Below are 20,911 nucleotides of genomic sequence, written 5' to 3'. Positions count from 1 at the left end.
TGCCGGTCTTCCGACTCGGTGGGCTTTTCAGTCCTTGTCGCCGGGATGACGGACGGTGAGGATGTGCGCCACGTCGGCCCAGGGGGCCAAAGAGACGTAGTTGTCGTAGCTCCAGGTGAAATCGCGCCCGGTGAGTTCGTCTTTCAGCCTCAGCTCGCTTCCGGTCAGACCCAGGTCGCCCAGCTCGATGTGCACCTGGCCTTGCTGGGCGTTGTGCCCGTCGAGATTGACGACCACGATGACCGTGTCGGACTTGCCGTTTTCGCTCAGCTCGGCAGGCAGGTGGCGGTAGAAGGCGACCATGGCCGGATTCCGGGTTTCGAGCATATGCAGGTCATGGTAGGTCTGCGTGGCCGGGTGGGCGCGGCGGATGGCGTTGAGGCGGGTGAGGAGCTTGGCGATGCCGTATTCCTTGATCCGGCCCCAATCGCGCACTTTGACTTCGTACTTCTCGTTGTCGTTGGGCTCCTCGAAGCTTCCCCTCTGGACGTTCTCGATCAGTTCGTAACCGTTGTAGATCCCCCAGCTGGGGCTGCCCATGGCGGCGAGGACGGCCCGGACCGCGTGCCCGGCGATCCCGTTGTCGCGCAGATAGGCGGTGAGGATGTCAGGTGTGGTGGGCCAGTAGGTGTTGTGTTGGAAGAAGGCTTCGTCGGAATTGGTCTCAGCCAGGTATTCGTTGAGTTCTTCCGCGCTGTTGCGCCAAGGGAAGTAGCAGTGGGACTGGGTGAATCCGGCGTAGCTCAAAGCCCGCATCATGGACGGGCGGGTGAAGGCCTCAGCCAGGAAGAGGGTCTGGGGATGCTTCTTGGTGACTTTGGCGATCACGTCCTGCCAGAAGCGGACGGGCTTGGTATGGGGATTGTCCACCCGGAAGATGGTCACGCCTTTGCTGATCCACAGGTCCAGGACCCGTTCCACTTCCTTCTCGATGCCGGGCATGTCGGCCTCGAAATCGATCGGGTAGATGTCCTGGTACTTCTTCGGCGGATTCTCTGCGAAGGCGATGGTCCCATCGGGCTTGATGTGGAACCAGTTGGGATGCTGCTCGACCCAAGGATGATCGGGGGAGCATTGCAGGGCGAAGTCCAGGGCGACCTCCAGGCCAAGCTTGTGGGCGTAAGCGACGAAAGCCTCGAAGTCCTTCATGGTGCCCAGGAGGGGGTCAACCGTGTCGTGCCCGCCCAAGTCGCTGCCGATTCCGAAGGGGGAACCGGGGTCGTCGGGACCAGCGGTCAAGGCGTTGTTCTTGCCTTTGCGGTTGGTGACGCCGATGGGGAAGATCGGGGGCAGGTAGACGATGTCGAAGCCTTCGGTCTTGGCCCGGTCCAGACCGGACAGGGCAGTCTTCAAAGTCCCTTGCACGATTTTGCCGGTTTTCTCGTCCACATAGGCGCCTTCGGACCTAGGGAAGAATTGATACCAGGCGCTGAAGGAGGAGTGGGGGCGTTGGACCTCGATCTTCACCGGATTGGAAGGGCTGATCCCGTCGCGCAGAGGTTTGGTCTCATGCAGTTTATGCACGTCGAGGCTGTCGGCGGCGGCCAGGCGGTCTTCGAAGGTCAGGCTTTTGTCGCCCAAGGCGTCAATGGCCTTTTGAAGGACTTTCTTGTCCTTGACCAGAAGATGGGCGTCTTTGCTTCCCAGCCAGCGTTCGAACAGATGCAGGCCCTCTTCCAAGGTGTTTTCCTGGTCATCCTGGGTCTCCACCTTGATGCGGGCGTCGTGGATCCAGCCGGCGTAGCTGTCTTCCCAACCTTCGACTACCAGCTTCCACGTGCCGAGTTTCTTGGCCATGGCGGCGAAGCCGGGTTCCCAGGGGAGGACGGTTTCGCTTTCCCCAAGGCGGACTTGGCCATTCCACTGGTCCAGGCCTGCGATGGTGCAGGTCAGGAGGACCCGCTGGAAAAGGGCTCCGGACTTGGTGTAGACGGCGGCGGACGCTCCGACGTGGCGGCGGCCTTCAATGAAGACATTGGCCTGAACGGCCACTTGTTCGCCCAGTTCGGCCCGAGGGATGAACCCGTTCTGGGGGGCCGGTTTCACGTTCATGACGTTGACCCGCCCGAATTCTTGCGGACTGGTGCGGGCAAAGGAATCGGACTGGGCTTCTTTCCCGCTCTTGGCATGGGTCCGGGCGCGGGAGGAGCTTGCGGCGGTGGTCGTGCGGGTAACGCGGGTCGTCTTGCGGGGACGGCTGCTGGTGCTGCTGGTGCTGCTGGCCGTGCTGACGCTCGTCGCTTTCTTGACCCGGCCACGGGGCTTCTTCTCGGTGGCGGATTCAGTATTCGTCATCTTCGTTTCGGCTGGTTCTGCTTGACCGGTCACGTGGTTTGTAGACTTGCGTGCCATACGATCTCTCCTTTATGCATTGTCTATGCTGCAGTTATCACCTGTTTTGAATACTAGCCCTTCCATTATAAGAAGAAGGCGCTAGCAAAAAAGATGGGCCATGTTGTCCACAATGCGGCGGGTCCGTCCGGTGGACGGAGGATTTGTCAAGCCCGGGATGGGGCGTGTTATTCACATTCGACCACATTGCCTTTCATCGCTGGAGTTTCCGCCGGATGCCCTTCATAGTGGATGCAGGCGTGGATGTTTCGGCTTCCGTCGCTGGGCGGCCGTCGACCGCCATCAACCTTATGTATCCTGGCGTCCGCAGGTTTGGGCTTCGCGGGCCGCCGATGATAGTGAAGGAGAAATATGAACACAATGCAAGATTCGCCAGGACCCCATCGTCCTTGGAGCCGCGAAAACGCTCCCTCATCCTTGCCGCCCGCATCCATCCGTCCCAAAGACAGGCGGCGGGTTTTTCGCTGGGCGGCCCCCGCCTACTTATGCCTGGTGGCCTTGGTCCTTTCGCTCATGACCATCCCCACCCATTTCGCATCCGCCGCCTCCGGGGGCACTTTGGCCCACCCCGGTGGCCGGTATCTGACCGTCACGGTCGATGGGAAGTTGCGCTACCTGGGCGTCATCGCCCGGGACAAGCAGGGCCGCAACGCCTACTGCATCGAGGAAGGAGTGGATAACACCTACGTCTACAGCGATACGAAAACCATGCCGGACAGCCCTCAACTCCGCAGGGTCGCCTATCTGGCGCAGAAATACCAGGCCAGCACCGATAAGATGACTCAGACAGCGATCGGCATCCTGGTCAAAGACAATTTCGAAGCGCGGGATATGAAGGCTTACCGGAAGATCCGGGCCGCTTTCCTGAAGAAGTACCCCCAGTTGGAGGGCAGGATCGCATCCTTATGGGCGGAGGCCCGGGCGGCCGACCTGTCCAATCTTGCGGTCACGAACTCCTATACCGATTCCTTCCGGGCAGGAGAATTCCACCTGCGGGTCCTCGATTCCACAGGGAAGCCAGTGCCGGGTCTCCCTGTGACCGTTCACTTGGAAGGGCCGGGGACCTTCAACGCTTCGGGGACGAAAGAGCTGAAAGTCACTACGGCGGCTAATCCCATCGATATCCCCTGGGCCGCCACCGGGCAGGGGCCTGTCTCCCTGGCCACCTCGTTTGCCCCGGCTTCCATGGAGAAGCTCGTTTCCGCCCAGGATTATCTGCGGGTGGTTCCCGGTAAGGAACGGATTCTGCGGTCGGTCAGCTTCCAGGTGCGCAAGAGTTTCCTGCCGACCATCCACACCCTTGCCCGCCCTAACCGGATCGAACAGGGCCGGACTGTATCCGACCAAGTGACCATGACCACCGGGCAGGGGCAGACCTGGCCGCAAGGGGTCTCCCTCACCGCCCAAGGGTATTACTTCACCAATCTGACCGCCGAGCAAATCCATCAAAAGGTCAACCTCCAGGAAAGGATGACGGCGGGCGAATACCTGAAAGAACTGTCCGATAAAGGGCTGCGTCCCAGCGGTTACGCGACGGCCGTCTTCACCGGATCCGGGCAGACCAAGACCGTCACCGCCCTGACCTCCGCCGACGCGAAGGCCGCCCGGACGTTGGTGACCCCAGCCGGAGCCTGCTTCGGAACATGGGTCTGGATGGTCGACCGGGCCCAGCAAAACCAGCAAGCCCAGTCCTTCCTAGAGAAGGATGTGCTTTCCGATTTCCTAGACGCTCAGGAGACGGTCAGCCAGCGGGCCCGCCTGAGCGTGGATTCCACCGTCTCCGAACATACAGCCATCGTCGGCGCGCAATTGACCGACCGCATCACCATAGCCGGCTTCCCCGCCGACCACGGGTCATTCACCGGTGATGCCAGGTATGGTTTCGGAGCAGACGACAAGTACGCCCAGGTGAAGGTCTATTGGGCCGGGAGCAATCGGGATGGGGAGGACGACGTTGCCTTCAAGCCTTCCGGAGATCTCGCCCCTCAGGCCGATAAGAACCATGAGCTGGTCGGTCAGTGGACTTACCCCGCCCGGAACGGTTCCTTGAAGGTGGGCGGAGGAAGCCCCGACGCTTTCGGGAAACCCGTCAACATCAAGGCCAAGAAGCATGGCTATTACGTGTTCGTTTACACTTTCGCCGGCGATGACCGCGTGTCCCCGGCCCATTCCTCTTACGGGGATGAATGGGAGATGACCCGGGTGTATGACCGGGACAAGCCCCAGCCGGAACGGGTCACTGTGACCACGCAGGTTTCCACGGAGAAGGTGGAAACAGGTCAGCCGTATTTCGACAAGGCTACGGTGACCGGCCATGTGGAGCAAGGGGCCTATGTCACTTTCACCGTGTATGAGGCCGTTCCCTCTGGCAAGCCCGACGTCTCCGCCCGTAAGCTTCTGGACGAGGCTCGCGTTCCCATCGATATGGCTTCCTGCGCTCGCGAAGGCTCAGCCGGGCGGAAGAATGACGACATCATGGTCTGCACGGTGACCAGCCCTCAGGCCAGGTCCGCCCAAGCCGGTGTCTCCTATTGGAAGGCGACCGTTTGGTCGGCTCAAGGGCGGATCCTGGCTTCCCACGAGTTGGGCGCCAAACATGAACAGGTGACGGTGGGAAAGCCTCCGGTCCCCACGCAGCCGGTGACTCCTGGCCAGCCTCAAAGCCCGCATCAGCCTCAGGGACCTCGGACTCCTTCGCAGCCTGCTCTGGCCAAAACCGGAAGCGCAGTCGCTTACGTCGGCTTCATTGGTCTCAGCCTGGCCCTCCTGGCCACGCTCCTTCTCATGGCCGGGCATCGTATGATGCGGCGCATGGAAGAGGCCGAGTCAGAGGTCGATCAAGGGTAAAGGGGGGGGAAGCAAGGGGGAAAGGGAAAGGTAACGAAGAGCAGGGGGGGAAAAAAGAGATGTCAAAGAAAGGAAACAAGGTCATGAAAGGGTAAGAAAGGATAAGGAATAAGAAGAGGATGAGCAGGAAAGGACGGGATGTGGCCTACTCCCGGTTCTCTGTGTTGTCGGCCGCATCCCTGTCCTTGCCATACATCTCGGGGATGAAGCGCTCCTGATCATGCAGCTTCGCCCAGGTGACGATCTCCCCGCTTTCCAGGGATCGGGGCACGTCAATGATGCGCTGGTTGCTGGAACCTCGGAATTGGAGGAGACTGTTGTGCAAAGTCTTGATGTAACGACCATCCACCAGGATGTCGATGTTCTTCAGGAGGGCCATCTTGTCTTCGGTCTCGCCGGGACGCATAAGTTCTTCCCAGGTGTAACCGGTCCAGCACCAGATGTCCTTGCTCTTCCCGTATTCCTTGCGGATTCGGTTGGTCAGGGACAGGAGCATGGGGGTGTTCAGGAGGGGCTCCCCTCCCAGGAGGGTCAAGCCTTGAACATAATTCAGGCCCAGGTCTTTGATGATCTGGTCTTCCAATTCCTGCGTGTATTCATGACCGGCCAAGAAATCCCAAATGGACGAGTTGTAACATTCATCGCAATGGAAAGGGCAGCCACTGACGTAAAGGGAGCAGCGGATTCCCTCCCCATCGGTGACGACGAAGCGTTTGTAATCGGCGATCATGTTGCGGGTCATCTTGCGCCCGTCCCATTGCCCGGCTTTGGGATTATTCGTCAACGGACTGGGGACGCTCGGTCCCCGCCCTTCCTCTCCCGCGGCGAAGTCCCGGTGGGCGCTGCGTCGGGACGCGGGCATGGGGGTGGGCTCGCTCAGAGGAAGGGGATGGGTCGCCTTCGGGCTTCCCGTCTGGTCATCCGGGGAAGGGGATGTTTTTCTGAAATCGTTCATGTGCGTTTCCTAACCGTTGGGATCTTTCATCCGGCTTCCATCGTCATTGCCTTGAAAGGGATTGCGAAAGGTATGAGGATGTATTGATGCAAAGAAAGGGTGCAAAAGATAGGTATAAAGAATAGATAAAGAAAAGAAAGAGTGGAGGCAACCATCGCGGGCCGCCTCCACTTATTCCCTTTTTATCTTTTCCTATATCTCTGATAACCCTTCACCTGTCGGGCGCAGGCATCGATTGGATGTGGGCGCCTAAGTTTGCCTTGGTCTTTACGACCTTACGACTTTACTTGCTTACTTGGCGTCGTCCCACCATTCCTTGGCGGTGCCGTCGCTCAAGGTCACGTGTCCGGTTTCGCCGGCCATGTGCTTCACGCGGTGGGCGATCTCTTCGTGGCGGCCGTGAACCATGGGACGCTGGACCGGGTTGCCCAGGTAACCGCAGGTGCGCTTGGTCACGTTGCACTTCTCGGGGTCGGCGTTGCCGCACTCGGGGCACTTGAAACCGTTCTCGGTAGGTTCGAAGTCGCCCTCGAACCCGCATTCGAAGCAGTGGTCAATGGGGGTGTTGGTCCCCAGGTAGCCGATGCCGATGCTGTGCGCGTAGTCCCAGACCGTTTCCAGGGCCTTGGGGTTCTGCTGCAGGGAGGGGAACTCGCAGTAGTTGATGAACCCACCGTTGGCCAGGTAGGGGAAGTCACGCTCGTAAGACAGCTTCTCCATGGGGGTGGGGCGCAGCCACACGGGATAGTGGAAGGAGTTGGTGTAGAAGTCATGATCGGTCACGCCTTCCACGGAGCCGAACTTCTCCTTGTCCATGCGGGCGAAGCGGTCGGTCAGGCTCTCGGCGGGGGTGGAGTAGACGGAGTAGTGGTAACCCTCGGCCTTTTCCCAATCCGCGCAGAGGTTGTGCATACGGCGGACCACTTCGAGGGCGAACTCTTTGCCTTCTTCATCCCAGGAATGGTCGGTCATCCAGTCCTTGCCATAGAACATGGCGGTGGTCTCGTAGAGGCCGATGTAACCCAGGGAAATGGTGGCGCGGCTGTTGCGGAAGAGCACGTCCACGTTGTCGGTGGGCTTGAGGCGGCCGAAGGCGCCATGCTCGAAGAGGGTAGGGGCGTTGATGGGAGTGGCTTCCTTGCAGCGCTTGATGCGGAACTGCAGGGCTTCGTGGGCGACCTCCATACGCTGGTCGAAGAGCTTCCAGAACCGGTCCTTGTCGCCATGGGATTCCAGGGCGATGCGAGGAACGTTCACGGTGACCACGCCCAAGTTGAGACGGGAATCTTCCACGTCTTCGCCGGTGGTGGGGTCGATCCATCCCTGAAGGAAGGAGCGGCAGCCCATGGGGGCCTTGAAGGAGCCGGTGATCTTCACGATGTTCTCATAGAAGACGATGTCCGGGTACATGCGCTTGGTGGAGCACTCCAGAGCCATTTCCTTCATGTCGTAGTTGGGGGTCCCGGGCTTGTCGTTGAGGCCATGCTTGATGGTGTAGACCAGCTTGGGGAAGATGGCGGTGTGACGGTCCTTGCCCAGTCCGCGGATACGGATGAGGAAGATGGCGCGCTGGATCTCGCGGGCGAACCAATCAGTGCCCAGACCAAAGCCGACGGTCACGAAGGGGGTCTGCCCGTTGCTCACGCGGTTGGAATTGATCTGGTACTCCATGGTCTGCATAGCGTCGTAGATGCTTTTGCGGGTCATGATCTTGGCATAGATCTCGCGGATCTGCTGCAGCTTGTCCACATCGTCATGGAAAGGCTCGTCCATGGGCAGGGGGGCGCGGTTCTCGAAGTGGAGCCACTTGGGTTCGCGGGCCTTGAATCCGGCGAGGACGGTATGGGCGATGTCCAAGTCTTCGTCATCGGGGAAGACGGCTTCGGCCATGTCCAGGTGCTTCTGGTAATCCAGCTGGGCGTACTCGGCCAGCATCTCATCGGCCCGGTTGACGGTCTGTCCGCCGTACTGGCTGCCGGCGATGTCCTTGATGATCTGGGTGATCTGAGTGGCCGCGGTGCCGATGGACTTGGGTGAGTCCATCATGGCGTTGCCCAGCTCGAAACCGTTGCGCAGCATGTCGCCGAAATCGGGCAGGGAGCAGTTGGTCATAGGAGTGAAGGGGGAGTAGTCGGCGTCGTGGAAGTGGATATCGCCCTTCATGTGGGCGTTGGCTACGTCGGCGGGGAGCATCTTCATGGCGGAGGCCTTGCTGACGGTTCCGGCCAGCAGGTCGCGCTGGGTGGCGTAGACGTTGCTGTCCTTGTTGGCGTTCTCCCGCACCAGGCTCTCATCCTTGTTGATGAGCTTCTTGATGGCTTCGTTCACGTCGGAGGCCTTGGCCCGCTTGATGTCCTTATCCAGGCGATAGGAGGTGTAGGCCTTGGCGATGTCGTACAGGTGTTCGTTGACCAGCTCATGCTCAACCAGGCTTTGGATGTCGTCGATGCGGACGGGGCCGTTATAACGGCCGGTCACAGCGGATTCGACGCGCTGGGCCATCTGCTCGATCAGGCGCTCTTCTTCGGGCCCGACCTCCACATGGGAACCTTTGAAAGAGCCCTCGATGGCGTGGATGATGTTCACGCGGTCAAAAGGAACAATGCGACCGTCGCGCTTCTCCACCTTGATGGTTTCGTCTACGTCATGAGTCCTGACGGCTGCGTCTGCTACCAGCTGTTCCATGGCTTGCTCCTTACTTCGTGCGCCGGTTTCCGTCCTCCCCGTTCATTCGGGAAGGGCCGCCACAGGCGTGAAACCTTGGGTTTTACACCTGTGTAATTTAGGTGATATCTATCTTCCATCAGGCTCAAGACACGAAATGTAGATGTATTTTTTGGGGACGAATACTAGATATAGTATTGTTTGCTTTTATCTTTCACGAGTGTAATTTGAGGATTTCCAAGGCTTGAGGTGATTTTTCATCCTTGATTTTCCGTTGGGGACGGATTCCTCCTTCGGTCATATCTTGGGTCTCTTTTTCTCCCCTCAGGCGAAGGAGGAAGGTCGGAGGGGCGGAAATCAAATTTGGAGATTTGATGAAGGCCCCGCGAGGCCAGTAAAATCAAGGGTTTCCAAGGGGAAGATCCGATGTGATTCGTCTCACATTCATACTGTAAGGCTTGTCTTATGAGGCGTGTCTCGCTTTCTTCCACCTCCTGCGTGTGTCGCCGTCTTCGGGGGTAGATGAAGGCATATAAGATAGAGGGACCCAAACGGCCGGCCGAGGTGGCCGGGACGAACGAACACGTTGACGACCTTCGCTCAGGCGAGGGACAGGAGGCATGATGGCGCGGATAAAGCACCTTTTGGAATCGTATAGGAATATGGTCATCACCCTGGGGGCGGGGCTGGTGAGCCTTATCCTATGGGGCATTGGCAAGGCGTCCGGGCAAGGCGGTTTCGTGACCGCTTCCATCGTCGTCATCGCCGCCTTGTCCATATACATAGCCTTCATCATCCTGGGCAACATCATGACCAGCCTCAAATCAGGGAACGTGGGCACCGACATGCTGGCCATCATCGCCTTGATTTCCACTTTGGCGACCGCGCAATTCCCCGCTGCCTGGATCTTGTGCGTCATGGTCTGCACGGGGGACGTGATCGAGACCTTCGCCGAGCACAGGGCCAGAAAGAGCGTCTCCGCCTTGGCGGCCGCGGCCCCCATGACCGCCAACGTCATCTTCGAACCTTATGACAGCCCTTCCGACGCCTTGACCAAACAGTGGAAGACGGTAGGGGTGAAGAACGTCCGCATAGGCGACACCCTTCTGGTCCGTCCGGGGGAGACGGTCCCAGCCGATGGCCAGCTCCTGACCGACGCCGCCGAGCTCAACGTGTCCATGATCAACGGCGAACCTTTGCCCCAGCAGGCCCTGGCGGGGGACAAGCTCCTGTCAGGGTCCATCAACGGCGAATCCTCCCTGGCCATGCGGGTGACGGCCGCTCCGCAGGATTCCCAATACCAGAAGATCATCGACCTAGTGGCTTCGGCCCAGGCGTCCAAGGCCCCCGTCGTCCGCCTGGCCGACCGCATCTCCGTGCCTTTCACCATCGCCTCCCTGCTGATCGGCATCATCTCCTGGATCGTCACCAAAGACGCCACCCGTTTCACCCAGGTCATGGTTCTGGCCACGCCTTGCCCCCTGCTCATCGCGGCCCCGGTCGCCTTCATCGGTGGGACCAACCAGCTGGCCAAGGCGCACGTCATCATCAAGAACCAGGCCATCATCGAAAGCCTGACCCACGTCACCCATGTTTTCTTCGACAAGACCGGCACCCTGACCACCACACAGCCCCAGGTGACGGCCATCCACCTGTTGCCCGAATGGGAGAAAGCCCAGGAGGCCCGGCTCGCATTGGCCGAGTCGCCCAATCAGCCAGGCCCATCCTCCCGACCAGCCCCCTCCTCGCGGACGGGGGAGAGGCTGGACTCCTCCTGGATCATCCAGGCGGCCGGGGCTGTGGAGGCGTACTCCTTGCATATCCTGGCCAAGGGCATCATCGCCGCCGGCCGGGCGGAAGCGGCCAAAGAGGGCCAGTCCTCCCTGCGTCGTTTCGTGGCTCAGGACGTGAGTGAGTCCTCAGGGAAGGGTTTGAGCGCCATGGTGGACGGCCACCAGGTGAAGGTCGGGCGTCTGGCCTTCGTGGACCCGGCCCTCACTCACAGCCCTGGTTTTTTCCCCGCCCTCAAGGCCGATGAGATGGCCACTTATATCTCCGTCGACGGGGCCCTGGCGGCACGGCTGACTTTGCGCGACGTGCCCCGGTCCAACGCCAGGAAGGTGATTGGGGAGCTCCTTGCCGATGGGGTCAGGCATGTGACCATGCTCACCGGGGACCGGCCTCAATCCACTGCCGTGGTGGCCCAGGAGGTAGGCATTTCCGATGTCCGGGCCGCCCTCTTGCCTCAAGACAAGTACAACGCCGTCCGCTTCGCCAGGGAGGCCGATTCCTCCACCGATAAACAGGTGACCACCATGATGGTGGGCGACGGGGTGAACGACGCCCCTGTCCTGGCCGCCGCCGACGTGAGCGTGGCCATGACCGACGGTTCGTCCACGGCAGCGGCCCAAACCGCGAAAGTGGTCATCATGAGCAACGACCTGGAAGGGCTGAACACAGCCATCGCCATCTCCCGCCGGACCGTGCGCATCATGCTGCAGGCCGTCTTGGGGGGCATCATCGCGGCTTTGATTGGCATGATGCTGGCCGCTTTCGGCCTGATTCCCACCATCGTCGGCGCTCTTTTGCAGGAGCTGATCGACGCCACCAGCATCCTTTGGGCCTTGCGGGCCGCCTTCGACAGGAAGGCGTGAAGCGGCGGCGGGGTCATGCGGCTGACGTGATTCTCGACGATCGGCATCGTTGGAAGCAAAGGCCGAGGGGTGCCGAAAGGAGAGAACCTCCGCTTATGATGATGGCGATTTTCCGTCGACAGAGGAGAAACGTCCAGATTGTGTGCTGGTATGAATATCAGTTTGAGAAGGTGCTGGTCGTTCTCTTTGTGAGTGCGCTCCCGCATGAAGGGTCGTTGTCGGAATGAAGAAAGATTTTGATTGTGCGTATAAGAAAAAAATTCTCTCTCCAAGGATGAAGGAGGCCGCGAAGCCTTTCCTGCGTTGTGGAAGGCATTTTTGTCTCTTTTCGCATGCCTGAGCATCCTGTTGGTGGGAGCGCATCCCTCATACGCTGATTCGATTACGCCTGCGCAATCCGCCGATTTGCTCAAAAGCGTCAAAGGTTCCGTCTACATAGGGGATTCAAGCAGCAGTTCAGGCAAGTACGATTGGATAACCAACGGACAATACTGGGACGGGTCCGCATGGCGGAATTTATCCAGCATAGGAACCTATGGATCTGCCTCGCTGCCGGAAGGCTGGCGAATCGGATGGTATGGGGACAATACCGGCGGAATTGATGCAAGCGGCTATCATGTTTACCGTCAGATAGACAAGCGGCTGCCGGATTCGGGCGAGAGGGCGCAGACCTTCCCCGGTTTCAAAATCAGGTTCAACGATGTGGGGTATACCTCCCAGGGAGAGCATATCGATTCCATCATCGACTTCACCAGCGTGAAAGCATGGCAGAAACGGGATGCGTACCCTCCTGCCTACGGAGTCCGTCCTTTTGAGATATCCCAGAACGATGGTCCTTTCCTCTCCGCCCGTTCGATTGGCGACTCTCCAATTGGCGTTGATTCCACCTACTCGACCACATTCGTCAAATCAGGAACGGATACCAGAATCGACGACGGCAACACGGTCGATATAGTCTACTGGGACATCGATCAGCCAGTTCATACATACGGGTACGGTCATGACGACTTCAGATCGCCTTACCCGGAAGGCGTAGGGCTAATCAGCGGGTATCGCCATGCCACCCTTGACAGGTCCACCAGCATAAGCACGGAGACCGAGGACGGCAGCACCTGGTTCAGGTCCACCCGAGTCGATGATTCCCCTGTCCCGCACAATGTCTCCAGCGTCGTCACGGAGGCGGGGCCGTCCTTCACGACGGAATGGCGCGGGGAGAACTGCGTGACCGGCATCGGCTACGACACGAAAGTCATCCAGTACCCTGCATGGGATTCGCCCCACAAGGCTTTGACCCCTCGTGACGATGTGCCCCATCCAGGAGCGACGCAGATACTCAAGCGTACAGACAAGGCCGCTTTCGATGTGAGGGAGACCTTCCCCTACGTGTCCTCTTCCAACCAGGCGCGGTCCATCACCATGACCGATACCCTCAGTCCAGGCTTCGACGCGTCGAAAGCGATTGTCACCGTGTCCCAGGTCACGGGGAAGGACCAGAACGGGAATGAAATCACCCGGGACGTCAGCGGCAATTGGACGATACGGTTGGACGCGGCGACGCGCACCATAACCGCCTCCGCGAAGAACACCGGACACGGATTCGCGGAATCGGCTCATATCTTTCACATCGTAGTCCCGGTCTCCGCGACCGCCGATCTGACGCGGCACGACCGGGACACCATTGACGGCAAACCGTACTGGCGCATTCCCAATACTGCCTCCGTGACCATCGTGGACGCGAACGGGGTGCCGAACGAGAAACGAACGGAAACGGTTCATGTCGATGTGCCTTACGAAGCGAAAGGAAGCGTCGAGCTGAAGGCCCTGAAGAAGGTGAAAGGGCATGATCTGCATGCGGACCAATTCACTTTCATCCTCACCGATCCAGCTGGGAAAGCCGTGGACTCGGAAAAGAACCGCGGCGATGGGAGCGTGGTTTTCAAACCTCTGGAGTTCACTCAGGACGATATCGGCAAAAGCTACCAATATGCCATAACCGAGATGCAGGAGCGGGTAGACGGTTATGTCTTCGATTCGCATAAAGAGATCATCACTATCACTGTGGCCGACGCCGGCAATGGTAAGCTCGCGGTGACCCCGGTCTATGACGCGGATGGTGAGACTTTCACAAATATCTACAAGACGTCCTTGGAAGTGATGAAACGCTCCGACAAAGGCCAGGCGCTGGCCCAGGCAGGATTCACCCTTTATCAGGACAATGGGACGGCAGATTCGGCTCTGACGATCAAGCGGCCACCGTCTACTCCGACCCCGGCCTCACGACAACGATCAACCAAGGTTACGCCGTGACAGATTCTTCAGGGACCATCCTCTACCATGGGCTGAACCCTGAAGCCGTTTACTGGCTCAAAGAGACCAAGGCGCCCTCCGGCTACAACCTGGATCCCCACGCTTACAAGCTCAGCATCTCGGCTCAGGGAAAGATGACGATTTCCCATGAAGACGGCTCGACAGCGGATGTCAATACAGTCGACGACATCTACTCAGTGACCATCACGGATTCGAAGATCAAGACCTTGCCAAGCACTTCCGGACCTGGCATCCTTTACCTCGTCTTCGCAGGCGCTTTCCTCCTCGTCCTAGGGCTTGGCTCCTTGCTGGGCAGGCGAAAGAGGAACCGATAAAATCAGGATTTTCCAAAAATTGGGGAAAAATTAAAGATAAGGAGACAAGTGATGAAATTCACCACTTCCGCTAAGAAAATAAGCGCTGTCATCACAGCCGCGCTCGCGGCTGTCGCTCTGGCGCCCATGACTGCGATGGCCGCTCCGACCAGTGGCACTGACGTCGCCGACTCAACGCTCACCGTCAACGATCTTTTGAACGGGGATACCGTGAGCGCTTACCAGATTGCCGACGCTGATATCGACGCCCATAACAATCTGACTTATCATTTCGTTTCAGGACTTCCTGCGGAATATGACTCCGCCGATGAGCTTTCCCCCGTCGCTACTGATGGCACGTCCTTCAAACAGGGCAGCGCTATGCAAAACGCGGCCGCAAAGATCGCCACCGCAATGACCGGTAAAGCGGCTTATACGTCCGCGACCGCCCAGGGGACCAGCGCGACCCTAACCCTGGGGTCCGGCTATTACCTGGTCCGCATGACCAGCACAAGCGGCAAGACCCGCGTTTATCAGAACATGGTGATCGACGCCACCTCTCAGACCGTTCCCGGCGCTCAGAGGTATGAGACGCGCCGTTTGGACCCGATCAACGTCAAGAAGACGGACGTCAATGTGACGAAGACGGTTGATGAAGGCGAATCGTCGACTGACAAGCACAGCGTGGGGGACTCCGTTCCTTTCACCGTTTCGACCGCGGTCCCTTCTTATCCCGCTGATTCCGCAAATGCTACCTTCATCATCGGAGATAAGCCGACAGAAGGTTTGGAGATCGACCCTGCGTCTATCGAAGTCAACGGACAGAAGGCCGTATCCGGGCTGATTACACTCTCACCGCTTCCGCCGACTCCTTCAAGATCAAGTACGCGAAGACTTATATCCTGGCCCATCCGGGGGACCCCGTCACCGTTACCTACAAGGCCAAACTGACGGACAAGGCTTTTTCGAACGCGCAAGGCACGACGGGCAACACCGCGACTGTGACCTTCAACCCCAATCCTTACACCGACACGACCGTGGACAACGCGACCATCCCTGTCACCGTGAAGACTTACGGGTTTGTCTTCAAGAAGGTGGACGAAGCAGGCAAAGCCCTGAAAGGGGCCACCTTTACCCTCAAGCTTTCGAATGGGAAGGTCCTGACTTCCACTTCTGACGATAATGGCTACGTCTTCTTTGAAGACCTGGCCGCCGGCGACTATACGACGGAAGAGACCGGAGTGCCTTCCGGTTACCAGAAGACCCCTGACCTGCGATTCACTCTGAATGGTCAGACAGCCAAATCGGATAACCCTGCGACGGCGAACATCGCTGAAAACAATTACGCCGTCTCCCAGCAGGATGTGGTTGATAAGAAGCTCCCCACCCTGCCAGTGACCGGCGCCGCCGACATCACCCCATGGTCCTTGCCGGTATCGCTTTGTTGGGCGGCGGCTCAGCCCTTGTCATCCGTTCCTCCAGGAAAGTGTCCCACTCCTAATCGCCTTCGGCGGCAAGGGGTGATAATGATTAAATGACCGGACTGCGCTATGGAATCATGCGTGTGGTCCGGTCATTTTGCGAAAGAGGATGAATCGAATGGATCATTCCATGAACAGTGGGGAGTCATGGCATCGGTCATGACGCGGCCGGTCAATCGCAGGGACATGTCAGGCAGGTTTTAATGAAACGTCGGGTTTTCTCCCTCATCGGGCCTTTGCTCATCATGATGGCGGGTCTGGGCCTTCTTCTTTATCCCTTCGTCAGTGATATCATCAATCAGCGCGCGCAAAGCCAGACGGTGAAAGTCTTGGAGAACAGGGTCAGGGCCACTCCCGATCGAAGACTGGAGTCGGAGAAGAAAAAGGCCGAGGCTTACAACCGGCGTCTTTTGCAGGGCACCTCCCAGGTCACCGACCCCTTTGATCCGAATACGGTCTCGCCGAGCGACATCGAATATGATGACACCCTGAATCTTAATGGCGATGGGGTGATGGGGGAATTGATTATCCCTAAAATCAGCGTTGACCTGCCTATCCTCCATCGTACTGTCGATGCGAGTCTGACCCGGGGGGGCAGGGCATGTCATAAAAAGCAGCCTTCCCATCGGCGGCAGATCCACGCATTCCGTCCTCGCCGGGCACACCGGCTTGCCGACGGCCAGGCTTTTCGACAGGCTCAACGAGATGAAGGTCGGCGATTGGTTCGTCATCCGAGTGCTTGGTGAAGATCACGCTTATCAGGTTTACAGCGTTGAGACCGTCCTTCCTACCGATGCGGGCAGTCTTGCCATCAGGAATTCACAGGATCTGGTCACTCTTGTCACCTGCACGCCTTACGGGGTGAACACGCATCGGCTTCTGGTGCACGCCCGGAGGGCTCCGTTGCCCCCAGGATGGAATAAGCGGTCGCATGTGGCGTCTCCCACTCTCGACAACACTCCTCGCAGGATCTGGTTCTATGGTCTTTTCGGGGCCGTCATCGCCATCATTCTGGTCGTCATCATCTCTTTGATCAGGATTCTGTCCCGTCCGAGGTTTCCCCGCGCCTTGCATGGCAGGCCGTAAACTCCGCGCTGAGGCAAGCCGCAAGAGTGGCTGCGCCTTTCCTCAGCGTTCTTCAGCAATTTCCATACCTGGGAGTATGCTGAGTACCACAGTCGTCCATGAAGAGCTGAAGAATGATATCGGAAGCTCATGTGGATGGACTCAAGGCAATAAGTCAATATACAATCCAAAAATTGAATTTTTGAAAGAAGGATTATGAAGCTCATATCGAAGCGAATAGCGGTTTTCCTCGCTTTATTCGCTGCCATCGCTTTTATGTTCGGGGCAACCGCGACCCCGGCTATGGCGTGTAAACCCAAGAACAACGTCGCCCCTCCGGCTACAGTGGTCCGCGTGACTAAGACCGATGACTCCGGTGAACCCCTGAAAGGCGCGAAACTCCGGATCACCTGCAATGGTCAGGTGGTTGCGGAATGGGTGTCCGATGGAAGCGTCCACGAAGTGAAACTGGCCGATGGCGACTACACCCTTTCCGAGGTGGAAGCGCCTGCGGGATATAAGAAAGCGGCTGACCAGCACTTTACGGTGAAGGCGTCGGAGCACGTCGATTCCGCCATTCGATTCCATATTGAAGGCTCTACGAAGGGGATGTTCGAAAAGAAGCTCGTGGGCGATGACAACAAGGCGATCATCGAACCGATTTATTGCTTCAATCTCCACAAGCGAGGTCCCTCCGTTGGGAGTGAGTATTTAAAGCAAGAGGGATCTGAGAATCTCTTTGCTTCCACCGCGCAGACGCCTCGGGAGAAGTCGACTCTTTATCAGGACGTGCTTCGTGTGATTTACAATGGCTATCGGAAGGAAAACGGGCAGACCGTTGATAAGGCTGGTATCCAGGCACGATTCCACCTGAGCGACGAAGGTTTCTATTGGGCCACGCAGGCGGCGATCTGGCACTATACCGACTCCGAGGATCTGAATACCTCTCGTCGGGTGTATGAGAATGAACGGAAAGCCGCGCTCGCCCTCGTTCAAAGTGCCGATCAGACTCCTGAAGGGCAGACTCTTAATATCTACCAACCGCGTTGGAAGAATTTCGAGCGTGAGTTGGAAGGCTTCCAGAGCCTCCTGACGACCGATTTTCACGCTCCTCAGGGAATCAATTTGAAGGTCGTGGACGAGAAGCAGCCGACAACGCCTCCGACGACTCCGCCCTCGACGACTCCTCCGACGACTCCGCCTACCACGCCTCCGAGCACTCCCCCTGCGACTCCTCCGGCCGACTCCTCCGACACACCTGTGACCCCTGATAAGCCCACGCCCAGCAAGCCTGTGAAGCCTTCGCAACCAAGCAAGCCTTCCGCGCCCCGGACTCCGGTCGCTCATCAGAAGCCTGCGCTGGCTAAGACCGGGAGCGATGTCACCCTTATCTCCCTCTCTTCGGCGATCGTCTTCGTCCTTGGAGCCGCGCTTGTGATGTGGCATATGCGTGCCGCTTCCATGAGATCCTGAAAGAGATTCCTGGATAAGGGTTCCACATGAAAAATAGGCAGGGTGACCTGCCTATTTTTTTTCATTTATCTTTTTATTTCCCAGTTATGAAGATTTCAGTCGTTGGAATTGGCGACGACGGTCTCCAACTTCTCCAAAATCTCCGGTGTCCGCTGATCAATGGACCTGCCTCCGGCCCTGGTCCCTCCAATCAGGATTCCCACTCCTGCAGCCAGGGAAATGATTATGCCGAGGATTCCCAAAGAGGCGTTGGCGGTGAACGCCGCGATAACCCCCACGATAGCTCCGGGAAGGGAGCAAAGGAAAATGCCGAGAGGTAGAAGCAGGGCGACGGCCGCCATGGACGCGGGGGCCCCTTGGGGGCGTTTGAAGGGCTGGTCGATTGAAGGGACAGGGAAGATGAAATGAGTGGAAAAGACGGCGCAAATCCCCAATCCAGCAAGCAGCTGACATAGGGAGGTGACGGCCACGACCATGTAACCGATTCCAGCTTGAAGGGCGGGCGCCCCCATGGCTTCCAGAGGGTGCAGGCTGACCATGATCAGGTTGGAAACGGCCAGGAAAACGATTCCGAGGATTCCCGTCGTCTGCAGGCGGCCGGTGCGATCCACTCGGCCGGCGGCTCCTGACAAGGCGAAAAGGGTGAAAGCCTTGCCGTCGAAGGCGAGATTGTTGTATTCGCTCATCCCGAAGAGCAGGCCGATGATCAGAGGGGTCGCCAGGAGCACGCTCCGCAATTCCTTGTTGGTCAAAGCTATGACGGTATAGATGATGATAAGCACGAGGTAGCTGAAAGCGGAGAGGAGATAACGCGAATCACGCTGCCAGGAGATGATCAGCCGGGCGAGAACGGCCCCGCGAGGACTGTCGGAAACGAGGTTGAAGGCGCCCAAGCCCTTTACTTTTACGTTTTTGACCATCGGGGGATTCTTGGCCTGCCTGTCCAGGCAAAGGCTATAGATTCCGTAGCAGAGGGCCAGACTGGCGACGATGACCAGCAGGCGAAGGAGGGCCAGAAAGGGGGAACCGGCGAGGAAATCGGAAGGAATCATGAAACCGGCGGAAAAAGGAAGCCATCCTAAAACCTTCAGAAAAGCCGGCAGGGGGACTTGACCGGAGAGGAAGGAATTCACGAGGTGGGAGATCTGGCCGCTGGCCGCCGCCGAGCTCGTGCCGGAAACAGAGGAGGAAAACCATGTGGACAGGATGGCCGGCAGTTCGAAGATGGCGATGAGGAGGACGTACTCAAGTACATTAAGGAAAAACCGTCCCCGGGGGCTGAGGACAAGGGTGTCGACCATTTGGGCAGCCGTACGGGGGATGATGATCACAGTGGCCGCCGAGAGCAGACCGCCGAGGAAACCCGCAAGGCCAAGCCAGGGGGAGGCGGGGCACCAGAGGAGCCCGAGGATGGCCGAGGCCGCCAGGGTGCCGATGGCCGGAATGCCCAGAAGGCTGGATAGGAAAATCCCTCGGGTCAGGGTCCCGTCTTCGATTCCGTAGATGCTGAATTGGCGCAGGTTGAAGGAACCGCTCTGGCCGCTGATGAGGAGGACCGACAAAAGCCAGAAGAATCCAATGATGGTTGATATGATGATGACCCCCATCCCCAGGGCCGCCGCATTTGCGGGGAAAGACAGGCGAGGGGCGAGCAGGATGGCGATGACCACCGCTCCGACGACTACGGCCACGGCGATGAGGATGCTGAGGATGAGGGAGAAAACCGCCCATTTGCTTTTCTTCATGCGGGAGAAGGTGAGGGCGTAACGCAGACTGACCAAAGTGCCTTCCATACGACGCCCTCCTTAATCTTCCTGCCGGGTGGATGGGGGGCTGGCTGTGGCAGTCGGCGCGGGATGCGCCAGACCGGGCTCCTGCCCATTCTCTGGAGCGGACTGCTGGTTCAACCAGGTCAGGTTGTTTTCGCTATGAATGCCGCCGACCAGGCTGAGGAATTTGTCTTCCAAGGACATGCCCCCGCTGACCTCCTGCGTCGTCCCGGCCGCCAGTATGTTCCCCTGGGAGATGACCGCCACATGGTCGCACAGCTGCTCCACGAGGGCCATGACGTGCGATGAGATGATGACCGTGCCGCCAGTGGATGCGTACTGTTTGAGGATCTGTCGGATGTTGGCGGCGGAAACGGGGTCCACCGCTTCGAAAGGCTCGTCGAGGACCAGAAGCTGTGGGGAGTGGATGAGGGCGGTGCCCAGGGCTATTTTCTTGGTCATTCCGGCTGAGTAGTCCTGTACCAGGGCGTTGGCCGAATCCGTCAGGTCGAGGGCGGCGAGCAGGTCGGTTGCCCGGTCCTTGGCGGTGGCCCGGTTGATTCCACGCAGCATGGCGGCGTAGACCAAGGTCTGCAGGCCGGTCAGACGGGTGAAAAGTTCGTCGCTGGAAGGCATGACCCCCATCTTGCGTTTGCATTCGTTCAGATGGGCCCACACGTCGGTGCCGCGAATGGCCGCTCCTCCGGCGGTCGGCCGAAGGAGTCCGGTCGCCATTTTGAGGGTGGTCGTCTTGCCGGCGCCGTTCGGGCCGACCAGCCCGTAGAAAGAGCCGACCGGGATGTCCAGATCGATTCGGTTGACCGCCAACTTCTTGCCGAAGACCTTGGCCAGGCCCCGGATGCTCATGGCGGCTTCGGCGTTATAGGGTGCCGGCTGCTGGATTTGTCCCGGGTTTGGTTGCGGCTGAGGCGGCTGCCGCCGGAGCCGTTCCTGCTGCCAGCCGGTCGGGACCGACTGTGACTCTTGCTGCGGCTGCGGTGTCTGCATCATCGGATTTTCCTTGATCATA

Annotated in this window: 13 protein-coding genes; 8 read left to right on the top strand and 5 right to left on the bottom strand. The window is 58.7% G+C overall.

Annotated elements, in window-relative coordinates:
* Window positions 1-27: 27 nt before the first annotated feature.
* Window positions 28-2,295 carry a maltotransferase domain-containing protein gene (locus tag PSDT_RS07120; RefSeq protein WP_006288594.1) on the bottom strand — a complete coding sequence of 756 codons (2,268 nt, stop codon included), beginning with the start codon at window positions 2,293-2,295 and terminating at the stop codon, window positions 28-30.
* Window positions 2,296-2,703: 408 nt separating this feature from the next.
* On the opposite strand from PSDT_RS07120, the gene PSDT_RS07115 reads away from it, so the two are divergent.
* Window positions 2,704-5,199 (top strand): hypothetical protein, encoded by a 2,496-nt coding sequence (locus PSDT_RS07115; RefSeq protein ID WP_006290072.1) that lies wholly within the window; start codon window positions 2,704-2,706, stop codon window positions 5,197-5,199.
* A gap of 145 nt (window positions 5,200-5,344) precedes the next feature.
* On the opposite strand, the gene nrdG is transcribed toward PSDT_RS07115, so the two are convergent.
* Complete coding sequence (nrdG, locus tag PSDT_RS07110) at window positions 5,345-6,061, bottom strand: anaerobic ribonucleoside-triphosphate reductase activating protein (RefSeq protein ID WP_006288596.1); 717 nt, start codon at window positions 6,059-6,061, stop codon at window positions 5,345-5,347.
* 384 nt (window positions 6,062-6,445) lie between these two features.
* Window positions 6,446-8,839 carry an anaerobic ribonucleoside-triphosphate reductase gene (gene nrdD / locus PSDT_RS07105; RefSeq protein WP_006288597.1) on the bottom strand — a complete coding sequence of 798 codons (2,394 nt, stop codon included), beginning with the start codon at window positions 8,837-8,839 and terminating at the stop codon, window positions 6,446-6,448.
* A 599-nt stretch (window positions 8,840-9,438) separates the two neighbouring features.
* Here nrdD and PSDT_RS07100 point away from each other — a divergent pair.
* The 7 genes from PSDT_RS07100 to PSDT_RS07080 all read left to right on the top strand — a co-directional run bounded on the left by PSDT_RS07100 (window position 9,439) and on the right by PSDT_RS07080 (window position 18,112).
* Window positions 9,439-11,472 (top strand): heavy metal translocating P-type ATPase, encoded by a 2,034-nt coding sequence (locus PSDT_RS07100; RefSeq protein WP_006288598.1) that lies wholly within the window; start codon window positions 9,439-9,441, stop codon window positions 11,470-11,472.
* A 318-nt stretch (window positions 11,473-11,790) separates the two neighbouring features.
* Window positions 11,791-13,779 carry a Spy0128 family protein gene (locus PSDT_RS07095; protein ID WP_143828274.1) on the top strand — a complete coding sequence of 663 codons (1,989 nt, stop codon included), beginning with the start codon at window positions 11,791-11,793 and terminating at the stop codon, window positions 13,777-13,779.
* Window positions 13,776-14,114, top strand: coding sequence for a prealbumin-like fold domain-containing protein (locus PSDT_RS07845; RefSeq protein WP_006290080.1), 339 nt, complete (start codon window positions 13,776-13,778; stop codon window positions 14,112-14,114). Before PSDT_RS07095 ends, PSDT_RS07845 begins: the two co-directional genes overlap by 4 nt.
* A 51-nt stretch (window positions 14,115-14,165) precedes the next feature.
* Window positions 14,166-15,044, top strand: coding sequence for an isopeptide-forming domain-containing fimbrial protein (locus PSDT_RS08615; RefSeq protein WP_006290082.1), 879 nt, complete (start codon window positions 14,166-14,168; stop codon window positions 15,042-15,044).
* 50 nt (window positions 15,045-15,094) lie between these two features.
* Complete coding sequence (locus PSDT_RS08610; RefSeq protein ID WP_006290083.1) at window positions 15,095-15,631, top strand: prealbumin-like fold domain-containing protein; 537 nt, start codon at window positions 15,095-15,097, stop codon at window positions 15,629-15,631.
* Between the two features lie 549 nt (window positions 15,632-16,180).
* Complete coding sequence (locus PSDT_RS08285) at window positions 16,181-16,660, top strand: sortase (protein WP_143828275.1); 480 nt, start codon at window positions 16,181-16,183, stop codon at window positions 16,658-16,660.
* Window positions 16,661-16,942: 282 nt separating this feature from the next.
* Window positions 16,943-18,112, top strand: a complete 1,170-nt coding sequence (locus tag PSDT_RS07080) for a Cys-Gln thioester bond-forming surface protein (protein ID WP_231859826.1) — start codon at window positions 16,943-16,945, stop codon at window positions 18,110-18,112.
* A 95-nt stretch (window positions 18,113-18,207) separates the two neighbouring features.
* Here PSDT_RS07080 and PSDT_RS07075 read toward each other — a convergent pair whose 3' ends face one another.
* On the bottom strand, window positions 18,208-19,905 hold the full coding sequence (locus tag PSDT_RS07075; protein ID WP_006288600.1) for a hypothetical protein: 1,698 nt from the start codon (window positions 19,903-19,905) through the stop codon (window positions 18,208-18,210).
* 12 nt (window positions 19,906-19,917) lie between these two features.
* A complete protein-coding gene (locus PSDT_RS07070; protein WP_223293523.1) occupies window positions 19,918-20,892 on the bottom strand; it encodes an ABC transporter ATP-binding protein in 975 nt (324 codons plus the stop codon).
* Window positions 20,893-20,911: the final 19 nt, after the last annotated feature.

It is taken from the genome of Parascardovia denticolens DSM 10105 = JCM 12538 (assembly GCF_001042675.1).
In the GTDB taxonomy this organism is placed as follows: Bacteria; Actinomycetota; Actinomycetes; order Actinomycetales; family Bifidobacteriaceae; genus Scardovia; species Scardovia denticolens.
This window is presented reverse-complemented; position numbering and strand designations above follow the sequence as displayed.